Origin of the sequence: uncultured Microscilla sp. (assembly GCF_947493425.1) — a bacterium.
Lineage (GTDB): Bacteria > Bacteroidota > Bacteroidia > Cytophagales > Microscillaceae > Microscilla.
The window spans coordinates 1-10,675 of record NZ_CANLRP010000235.1; the positions used below are offsets into that span (position 1 = coordinate 1).

6 protein-coding genes and 1 pseudogene are annotated in these 10,675 nt (G+C 43.2%); 3 read left to right on the forward strand and 4 right to left on the reverse strand.

Annotation, left to right across the window (positions count from 1 at the left end; all coding sequences use genetic code 11):
* The first annotated feature begins 1,382 nt into the window (after nt 1-1,382).
* Nucleotides 1,383-2,072, forward strand: a complete 690-nt coding sequence (locus Q0954_RS30795; protein ID WP_299464734.1) for a hypothetical protein — start codon at nt 1,383-1,385, stop codon at nt 2,070-2,072.
* A 70-nt stretch (nt 2,073-2,142) separates the two neighbouring features.
* Here the strand turns inward: Q0954_RS30795 and Q0954_RS30800 are convergent, their stop codons facing one another.
* From Q0954_RS30800 to Q0954_RS30815, 4 genes are all read right to left on the reverse strand, one after another.
* Nucleotides 2,143-3,897: a type I restriction-modification system subunit M gene (locus Q0954_RS30800; RefSeq protein WP_299464737.1), complete on the reverse strand. Its 1,755-nt coding sequence runs from the start codon at nt 3,895-3,897 to the stop codon at nt 2,143-2,145.
* A gap of 71 nt (nt 3,898-3,968) precedes the next feature.
* The gene (locus tag Q0954_RS30805; protein WP_299464740.1) at nt 3,969-5,222 is read right to left on the reverse strand and encodes an AAA family ATPase; all 1,254 of its coding nucleotides are present in this window, start codon (nt 5,220-5,222) and stop codon (nt 3,969-3,971) included.
* Nucleotides 5,223-5,227: 5 nt separating this feature from the next.
* Nucleotides 5,228-6,508 carry a restriction endonuclease subunit S gene (locus tag Q0954_RS30810; RefSeq protein ID WP_299464743.1) on the reverse strand — a complete coding sequence of 427 codons (1,281 nt, stop codon included), beginning with the start codon at nt 6,506-6,508 and terminating at the stop codon, nt 5,228-5,230.
* Nucleotides 6,498-9,488 carry a type I restriction endonuclease subunit R gene (locus tag Q0954_RS30815; protein WP_299464746.1) on the reverse strand — a complete coding sequence of 997 codons (2,991 nt, stop codon included), beginning with the start codon at nt 9,486-9,488 and terminating at the stop codon, nt 6,498-6,500. The genes Q0954_RS30810 and Q0954_RS30815 overlap by 11 nt, the downstream gene beginning before the upstream one ends.
* A 320-nt stretch (nt 9,489-9,808) precedes the next feature.
* Here Q0954_RS30815 and Q0954_RS30820 point away from each other — a divergent pair, with 320 nt between their 5' ends.
* Entirely contained in the window at nt 9,809-10,366 is a 558-nt protein-coding gene (locus Q0954_RS30820) for a hypothetical protein (RefSeq protein ID WP_299464749.1), read from the forward strand.
* A 94-nt stretch (nt 10,367-10,460) separates the two neighbouring features.
* A pseudogene (locus Q0954_RS30825) lies at nt 10,461-10,675 on the forward strand (helix-turn-helix domain-containing protein); the annotation flags it as partial.

Sequence of the window (10,675 nt, forward strand, 5' to 3'; positions counted from 1 at the left end):
GTAGTCTTTTGGGTATTCTTATGTATTGTCTAAAGGGAACGACTCTTTTATGCATTCTTGTGAACGCTTTTTATCTGCTGGTAAACTAGAGTTTGAGGCAGTGCTAAAGGGGGAACAGGTTCCCTAAAGGCAAGTGCCTAATCAGTCGGTAAAAAACAGGTATAGTCTTCGCCCTATGGGGAGCAAGTTGTTCAACAGGCAGACCTGGCTTGCTTTGCCTGGGGAGCAGGAGGTATAAAATAAGCTGAGTGTTGTAGCTGTACTTCTCTTATTGCTTGCTGGTATGGCAAGCTTGCCAATTTGTCCCTGAACCTTGCCAAATTAGCATGCTTAGCTTGACAATTTGGCATCATAATGAGTCACTTATATTAAGTCAACTAATGCAATCTATAGCAGATAGGAGTTTTCTTTTTTAAATGTTTTTCTTTAATGGGTAGCTACCCAAGCCAGGACTTACCTCTGTTTCGCCCATAGAGCTGCAACACGCGTCAAAGAAAAACGAGTGTAGAAGATAACCTGTTTTATAGATCGCAAGCCATACCCTGCTAAAAACGCTTATTTTAGATTCTTGCTTTTTGAATGTTAAATACGACAAGCAAACAAACAACGATCATCCATACGCGGGTAGTGGTAGCAGTGGTTCAACATCTGATACTCATAAACGTGGAGGTCGCAAGTTGTTGGCCTGGCATTTCCCAACACTCCATTCAAGCCTTAATCCTGATCGGAATATTTCCTTAAAAAAAAGAGAAAGAGAAAAATAGCCAGGTTGTCCGTTTTCTTTTTGTTCTTTTTCTTCTGTAGTAGTCTTTTGGGTATTCTTATGTATTGTCTAAAGGGAACAACTCTTTTAGATATTCTTGTGGACGCTTTTTATCTGGTGGTAAACTAGAGTTTGGGGCAGTGCTAAAGGGGGGGGGCAGGTTCCCTAAAGGCAAGTGCCTAATCAGTCGGTAAAAAACAGGTATAGTCTTCGCCCTATCGGGAGCAAGTTGTTCAGCAGGCAGACCTGGCTTGCTTTGCCTGGGGAGCAGGAGCGACAAAATAAGCTGAGTGTTGTAGCTGTATTTCTCTTATTGCTTGCTTACTGGTATGGCAAGCTTGCCAAATTGTCCTGAACCTCGCCAAATTGTCATCGAACCTTGCCAAATTAGCATGCTTAGCTTGACAAATTAGATAAATCACCTAATGTAATCTATAGTCAGATAGGAGTTTTTTTTAGTGTTTTTCTTTAATGGGTAGCTACCCAAGCCTGTACTTACCCCTATTTCGTTCATAGAGCCACAACACGCATCAAAGAAAAGGTTTTAGAGGGTATTTGGGTGGGATGTTGGTCTACATTACTTATTTTTGTGAAGAATAAATCAATGCTTGACTAGCAAATGAAAAAAACAACCAAAAACATGACCGATGAACAAATAGAACACCTCATTCATAAACTCAATGATAATGAGCATGCACACTTTTTATTAAAGCCATTATCCGAAAGAGTCTATTGGGCAGCAGTTTGGGAGCTACCAGCCACTGCGCTCACTAGCCTTACCAAGGACGAGCCTCAATGGTTTTACTTTATAAAAAACGAAAATAAGCAGTTTGTAGCCGCAGTGTTTGATATGAAATACGACCTTCATTGGTTTACCTTGCCTGCTCATCGAGGCAAAGGACATTTATCAAACGCCTTGCGAAATGTAATACTCAAACATTTGACATACTACCACAAACGCGATAAACAAAGGATTACAATTAGTAGAGGAGCATTATCAAAAGAGAGCTTTCAAGCTTCTTGTAACTTGGCGCAAAGTGTAGGTTTTGTAGAAGAGCAGGAAGGGCATTATTTTTTTCAAAAATCAACCGATGAAGCATCGACCTTGACTTATAATGGCTTAGATGATACACAACGCGAAGCATTGAAACTTGAACTCATCAAAGCCGCTAGTTTGGTAACACGGGTTGCCACTAAGCTAGAGCTTGAATATGGGCAATTGCCTTCGGTTGAGAAACTCCAAGAATTAAGTAGCCAAGTTTTTTATGGGATCGACCGTTTGGAGGATATATTGCATGAGGGGAGTTAACTTCTAAAACACCTCAAAACAAAAAGACGGCTAAGGGTTTATTCCTAGCCGCCTTTTTATTTACTCACTCCTACACTGGCGGCAAGCCCAAGTCTTTCAAAAACTCATTATGAGCATCGGTATGTTTTTTTATGTCCTTGTTTACTGCCTGTAGTTCCGCGTTTACTTCTTTGAGGTCTACCTTGGGCTCTGGCTCGGCGGTACTCACGTAGCGCGTAATGTTGAGGTTGTAGCCCTGTTCTTCTATTTCTGCCATCGTCACCCGTTGCGAATAGCGTTCTTCTTCTTTGCGGTGTTGGTAGGTGTCTATAATCTTGGTAATGTGGTCTTCGTTGAGGGTGTTTTGGCGTTTGACTTTATCGAAGTGCTCGCTGGCATTGATAAAGAGCACATCGTTTGCCCTGGTACATTTTTTTAGCACCAATATACACACGGGTATGCCCGTAGAATAAAACAGGTTAGAAGGTAAACCAATCACTGTATCTATATGGTTGTCTTTGAGCAATTTGGTGCGAATACGCTCTTCGGCTCCACCCCTAAACAATACTCCGTGCGGCAATATAATTGCCATAGTGCCACTGTCGGACAGGTAATGAAAACCATGCAACAAAAAAGCAAAATCGGCTGCCGACTTGGGCGCCAAGCCATAGCCCCTAAAACGAAAGTCTTCGGCTAGGTCGCTGCTAGAGTCCCAACGAAGGCTAAAGGGCGGATTGGCTACTATAGCATCAAACTTTGGCTTTTTAGCGGGGTTCATTTCATTGAGTACACCCCATTGATTGAGCAAAGTATCGCCGTGAAAGATGTCAAACTCGGAGTCTTTCATTCCGTGCAAGAGCATGTTCATTCGTGCCAGGTTGTAGGTGGTCACGTTTTTTTCTTGCCCATATATTTTGCCCGTGCTACCCCCTGCCTGCACCATTCTTTTTCTCACATTTAAGAGCAACGAGCCCGACCCGCAAGCAAAGTCAAGCACATGCTCAAGTTTCTTCTTTTTGCCCGCTGCGGGGTTTTGGCAATCTAGGGTCACTATTTCAGACAAAATACCAGAGATTTGTTGGGGCGTGTAAAACTCGCCCGCTTTTTTGCCCGAACCTGCCGCAAACTGACCAATCAAATACTCGTAGGCGTCGCCCAAGGCATCGCTATCGGTAGAGAACTCGGCAATGCCTGCGCTTATTTTGCTCACAATGGTACACAAACGTTTGTTGCGCTCAGTGGTGTTTTTGCCTAGCTTCTCTGAGTCGAGGTGAATCTCTGAAAACAAGCCTTGAAAGGCGCTCTCAAATGATTCGTTTTCTATATATTTAAATCCCTCTTTCAAGGTTTTGAGCAAGTCTTCGTGTTGGCTACGGGCAAGCTCCGAGATGCTCTTCCAAAGGTAAATAGGCTCTATCACATAGTGCACTTTTTTACGCATTTGCGCCTCAAACTCAGGCACATCGTCAGCGTTGGCTGCGTACCACACGCTCAACGGGGTGCGGGTGTCTTCTTCTCCGTCTAGTGTTGGGTAGTCGCTCCCTAGCTCGCGCTTGGCGGCTTCTTCATAGTTGCTCGATAGGTACTTCAAGAAAAGAAACGAGAGCATATAATCTCTAAAGCTATCGGCGTTCATGGCGCCGCGCAACTCGTCGGCTATTTTCCAAAGGGTACTACCTAATTTATTGTGTTGTTCTTGTTGTGTCATAATTTTTTCCTTTAGTTGATAGTCAATAGACCATAGTCGGGAGTGCAATGCTGTTTGCATTAAGCCCTCATTAACTGCAAGTAGTTTGCGTGCCTTTGTCCATAGTCCACAGTCGATGGTCGATAGTGGCTGACGCATTCTAGTCTATAGTTGGGAGTTGATAGCTTTTATCATATTTGCAAATACGATACTTGCTACCACTGACTTGACTACTCACTGCTCTCCTCTGCCAATATATTGGGCACCTCAAACCCGTACTTGGCTAAAAATGCGTTAAGCAATCGCTTAAATAAGTTTTTGTTGTCTTCTCCCATTTCTTCTGGAGCATATATAGAGTAACCTCCATGACTTAGGAGATTGATAACACGGTTAAACAAGGCTTCCTCATCTATCGACATTTCTTTCAAACATCTGCTAAATTTCGGATAACCCAAAAAGGCGGCGGTTTTTTCTAACAAAGTTCTGAGCGTATTGAAATGGTAAGTTTTGATGTCACCTGTATCGGCTGCTTGCTTGAGCTCGGCAAGCATTGCCACATGGTGAAAAAATGGGCTTTTGCTGGTTTCTCGCAACAAATACCCCTCGTCGCCTCTTTTGTGCAAAAAGAAGTTTACTTTTTTGCCCACTGCCCCCAAGTCTTTGTCCATAATGTTAAAAAACAAGGAATGGTGAGTAGACACTACTACTTTTACAGGGCTTGGATTGCTTTGTTCTTTGCCCCGTTCTTTGGCTTTGCCGAGCAATTGGGCTAGGTCGGTGCCTACGGCTATGGCGTTGTTGTCGTCGAGCGACGAAATAGGATCATCTATATAAATATATTTTACCCAGCCATAAGGTCCAGTGCATTCATCATCTTCGATGGCAAGTTTGGCAATTGCCAAAAATATACACCAAATAAACATATTTTCTTCACCACGTGATATCTTAATAAAATCTACTGTTTGACTTTGTTCTCCCTCGCTGTCATTCGCTTCCTCATTATTATTGGTTTCTCCTCCCTCTTCCTGTGTGTTGTTATCTACTGTTTCGTTCCTGCTAAATATCACCCGCCAATCTTCATAATTTATCCTAAAATCAAAGTCTACATACCTATGTAAATATTCTTTAATCTTATCTTCCAATGCCAACTCTCTAAAACCATCAAAAAATTTAGAGTTGTTGTTCATTTCCAAATAACGCTCAGTGTCGCCGTCAAGATCGTTATTCCATACAAATAAGTCTTCGGTATAGGCATTAAAATACAAGGTGTTGGTTTCAGGGTCTTGAGGACTATATTTACTCAAATTTTTAAACTCCATCGACAGCCTTGTTTTACCCGTGCCATTGTAGGCAAACAAGAGCATAAAATCTTTTCCTTTGGCATTTTGGTGACCAGAGGGAGGTGGAAAACGGTCTTTCAGGTGTTGCGCTACTTCGGTGAGGTTGGCTTTTACCTCGTTGTTGTTAGATGATTGATTACTCATAATACTTAGCGGTTTATTTCAGGAAAAAGCTGTTGCATCAAACCTTTTTTGTGCTTGCCCAAAGCCCCTATTTTTTGCGCTTCGGCTGCTATCAAGGTGTCTAAAGAAGATAGGCAATTGGCTATTTTTTGTTGTTCGGCTAATGTTGGGGGTAAAGATAAAGGCATACTTGAATACTCTTTTCCGTTTATACCTGGTTGTCCACTCCTCATAGAGGTAAAACCTACCCATTTCCAATACTGTCCCGTAGCTAAGTATTGAAATAATAATTCTGAATTGAGTTTAGTTTTATCTGGTCTTACTCTTATCAGAAATCCTGCAAAAACTAGCTTACCGTCTTTGGGTCTATATTTATATGATTTGCCTACACTTGCCCCCGTTCTCGCCAAAACTATGTCACCATCCTGCAAATAGTTCTCTTCCGTTACTTCCTTATCCACTGATACTTTTTTATCTGATAAATAATGACCATCTTCAGAAATATCTGTTATTCTTAAATAAGTAGGAAGTGATGCAGAATAAGGTACTGCTGGAGCATTCATTCCATACTCAGGTTTTTGCTGTAAGCATTCATCTAAGGTTTTTCTCTCCCATTCCCCATCTCCCTTAAACTCAGGAAAACGCAAACGTGGCACTTTTTCACCTTCCTGCGGGAAAAGCTGTTGCATCAAACCTTTTTTGTGGTTTTGGAGGCGCTCAAGGCGTGCTTCATGCACCCCCATCAATTGATCTAATGAGTATAGGCAATCAGCTATTTTTTGTTGTTCTTTGGGTGATGGTAATTTTATTGTAGTATTCTTAATTGTTTTAAGGGATAGATTTTTTATGGTCGAACCCGTCAACTCAGCATAAAAGTATTTCCTAACAACTTCAGTTTTTAAACAATAAAGAATGAACTTTTTCTCAACCTTATCTTCATTTACATTTATATAACAAGCACTTTTTCCCAGTACTACTTTTTCACCACTATATTCTGATAGGTTACCAATAGTTCCATTTATTGATAGTAAGATCGTGTTGCCACCTAATTCTCTTTTATGTTTTTCAAATTCTTCTTTAGAAACTTTTTTTGTTGATTCATTTATTACAATTATTCCATTTACAAGATTGTTTCCATTCACAAAATAATATTCACCTGAATCATCATATTTTGGTGTTGAATGAATACCATCACTAATTTTGAAACATAGCTTCTCCAGCCTCTTCTCCTCCCATTCTCCATCCTCTTTAAACTCAGGAAAACGCAAGGCGGGCACCAGTGGTTTGTTTGTTTTTTTAGTCTTCATACGCCGATAATCCTGAAATTTCTTGCCCTTGGGCTAATTTTTTAAAATAAGGAACTAACTCCTCCATCAAAGCAATCTCTTGCTTTCGGCGTGCCTTCCAGCCTAGTTCTAGGGGCGCCAACAAATCGGTCAAGCGTTCGCCATCAAATATCATTCGGTTCATTACCTCGTCTACAAAAGCTCGCAAGCTTGCCACCTCTAGCCCAAACGCTGCCGCTATGCCCGCCAGCTCTTCGGCTTGTTGGCTTGCCTTAAACGCCGCATACCCCTCGGTAAGCTCTTGTCGGCTATAGCCACGCCCCCAATCCAGGCTATCTATGTATGCCTCTAGCACTTCTTGCTCGTCCATAAAGTTAGATTGCGACCTCAACAATTGCTTGATCTCCTCGCGGCTCATTTTCTCCTTATTGGGCTTGTTTTGGGTGCTATCGGCAATCAAGCCCATAATGTAGTCGTAGTCTATCATCGCCGAGGCAAACAACACTAGTTCAAAATCAAACTCTTGCCAACCATCGGCTTCGGTTTGGTCGGGTTTTTCGCGGCGGGTTTTATCCAGTTGTTTGGCAGTTTCTAGGTAGGCGCTCTTATATTCGCGCAGCCTATCGGTAGGCAATATTTGCTCTATTTGCGTTTTTTGCGTCTCACTCAAGTCGGTATATTGCTCAAGTTGGGTTTTGAGCCTTTGCACCTCCTTAAAGTTTTTCACAAAGGCAATGCGCGCCCCATCGCCTTTCAGGTTATAAGCCTCGTGGGGTTCGTTTTCGAGCCCTTGCCCCACCATAAAATCGCCCAGTTTTTTCACTACCTCTTGGTAGTGGTCTATCACAGTAGGGGCAGCGTCTACCATCCACACCTCTTTGGCGCGTTGCTTGTGCTCGCCCGAAAACAAAGCAATGGCTTGGTTTACAGCGTCTTGTTGCCCCCTAAAGTCCATAATGTTGCCATAGGGTTTGGTATCGTTTAGCACGCGGTTGGTGCGCGAAAAGGCTTGCACCAGCCCGTGGTACTTCAGGTTTTTGTTTACATAAAGCGTATTAAGGTATTTAGAGTCAAAGCCCGTCAAGAGCATATCTACCACTATAGTAAGGTCAATCTTTTGGTCTTGGGCATAGTCTCTATTGTTATACTGTTGGTCTTTGATCCGTTGTTGAACATCTTGGTAGTACAAGTCAAACTCGTTGATATGGTGGTTAGTGCCAAAGCGAGTGTTATAGTCGGCAATGATGCCCTCCAGCGCCTCCTTTTTCTTTTCGGGCTCTTGTTGGTTGTCTACCTTTTCTTGCTCTAGGTCGTCCTGAATCTGCTCAATGTCTTTTTTGTTTTTGTCGCTGGCAAGTTGGGCAGGCGGCGAAAACACACAGGCAATATTGAGCGGCTTATAGGCAGGGTCAGCGTCTTGTTTTTGTATTTGCATTGCCTTGAGCAGCTTATAATAATCAATGGCATCTTTGATAGACGCCGTGGCAAAAATGGCATTAAAGCGCCTATAGCCTGTAGCGCGGTCGTGCTTTTCTAGTATGGCGTCGGCTATCACTTGGCGACTAAACATATCGCCAGGTTGGGCGTCTTTGCCCTCTTGGGTGTAATAGTCTACATGAAAGCGCAACACGTTTTTGTTGTCTATGGCGTGGGTAATGGTATAGTTGTGCAGCTCTTTCTCAAAAATATCTTGGGTGGTTTTATAAGAAGCCTGTTCACCCTCTATGGTGCGGTAGGTGGCGTTTTCTTCAAAAATGGGGGTACCCGTAAAACCAAACAATTGCGCCTTCGGAAAAAACTCTTTGATTGCCTTGTGGTTGTCGCCAAACTGCGAACGGTGACACTCGTCAAAAATAAACACCAAACGTTTTTGGCTCAAGGGTTTGAGCTGCTCGCGGTAGTCTTTTTTGCTGGCACCCGTTAGGGCAAGCCCTAGTTTTTGTATGGTGGTTACTATCACCTTGTCGGTGTAGTCATCAGACAACAACCGCCTCACCAACGCGCCCGTGTTGGTGTTTGCCTCTACACTCCCCTCCTGAAATTTGTTAAACTCCATACGGGTTTGACGGTCGAGGTCTTTGCGGTCAACCACAAACAAACATTTCTCAATATCGGGGTTTTCTTTCAGCAGCGTTGACGCCTTAAACGAAGTTAGTGTTTTGCCACTACCCGTAGTGTGCCATACATAGCCATTGCCTCGGTTTTGCTCAATGCAGTCAACTATAGCTTTCACCGCATACACTTGGTAGGGGCGCATCACCAATATTTTTTGCTCTACCTCTACCAGCACCATATACTTGCTCAACATCTCGCCCAGAGTACACTTGTTCAAAAAACGTTCGGTAAAGGGCGTGAGGTGGGTTATCTTGTTGTTTTGCTCGTTGGCAAATTGGTACACGGGTAAAAACTGCTCATCGGCATTAAAATTAAAATGCTCGTTTTTGTTGTTGGCAAAATAATAAGTATTGGTTTGGTTACTCACTATAAACAACTGCATAAAACACAGCAATGAGTTGGTGTAACCATTGCCAGGATCGTTTTTGTAGTCTACAATTTGCTTCATTGCCTTGCGTGGCGACACATCGAGCCGCTTAAGCTCTATTTGCACCAAAGGCAACCCATTTACCAACAAAATCACGTCATAGCGGTGGCGGCTCTCGGTGGTTTTCATCTGTAATTGGTTTATCACCTCAAACTTATTTTTGCACCATTTTTTGGTGTTCACCAAGTTATAATACAAAGGGGTGCCGTCGTCGCGCTCAAAATATTGTTGCTGGCGCAAAAACTTAGACGCCCTAAACACGTCGGCATTGACAAGGTCGCTTCTTAGGCGGGCAAACTCATCGTCGCTGAGGGTTACATAATGGGTGGCGTTAAACTTTTCTCTAAAGTTTTGGTCTAGCGCCTCTCTAGTTCTAATGTCACTGCGATAAGTATATTTTTGCTCTACGAGCAAGTCTATAAACTTTTTTTCTATGTCCGATTCGTAGGTGTTTTCCATTGTAAATATATCTGGCTTTTGTATGATCAATAGCTTGATCAGTGACGTACAAGCTGCGCAAGGTAATATTCCGCAATAAAATAATCCAAAGAGCGTAAATGTACACATAAAGCCCACCAATTTCAAACAGGTGGAGAGGGATCGTTAAATTAAATATAGTTTCATAAAAACCACCCACTCTTTCTCCTCGTTTCCCTACGATTCCCCACCATGATTGTTTATACTTGCACTACACAATTACAAATAAAAAGCCCCGCCAAAGTGCCTTTTAGTTTGGAGACTACAGCACTCAACACGGGGACCTATAAAGTTGAATCAATATGCAAAACTCAACAATTTCCACAAGAAACCCAAACCAGATGTTGGGTTTGTGGGTAGAGGATGTCACTTATCCGGCATTGGGTGTAGGGCAGGTACAAAGCTATGACCCTCATCGCCAATCGTGCATCGTAGAGCACTGGCAAAAACCTGTGCTCAATCACCTGAGTTTTAACGGGATACTCTACCCTTACCACCGCTTGCGCCACGCGCAGTACCATTATGTGGGGCGCCACGGCAACACGCTTTATTATGTGCATCACGGCACCGTGTGGCGCATGGACTTTGAACCCACCCCTGGTATTTGGTCGGTAGCAGATTTTGCCGGGGCGGGTACTTCTTTTTATGAGCGAAGGGCGTATATGGAAGCCATGCACCTGGAGGGTTGGGGCGATGAGCTTACCCACGACGAAGCCGAAATGCTCCTGGGTTACTGGCAATACAGTGGCGAGCTCGAAGGCTTGATTCCTTACCTGATTCCTTGTGAACACCACGAGCGCAGCAGTCTGGGTCAGTACTTGAATGAGCTCCGGCAAGTGTATGCCCTGACAGTGGTATAAGGTCATTTAGTTCTCCCTGACAAGCAGCCTTGTCGGGGAGTTTTTTTTAAACAACCACAACAACTCCAACAACACCTTACTTATCTATACTCCCATGAAAACAAGTGAACAAACTACCCTGACAAAAAAAACAACTACGATTAAAGAACTGAACCCTGCCCATCTCCCTGCTTTTGAAGGTTTCTTTTACCCCGCCAGCATCTGGCTGGACAAGCACCTCAACCCGGTGGCAAAAAACCTGCTCGTGGAAATTTCTTTGCTGCAACAAAAGCCCTTGGGCTGCATTGCCTCTAACGAGCATTTTGCGGC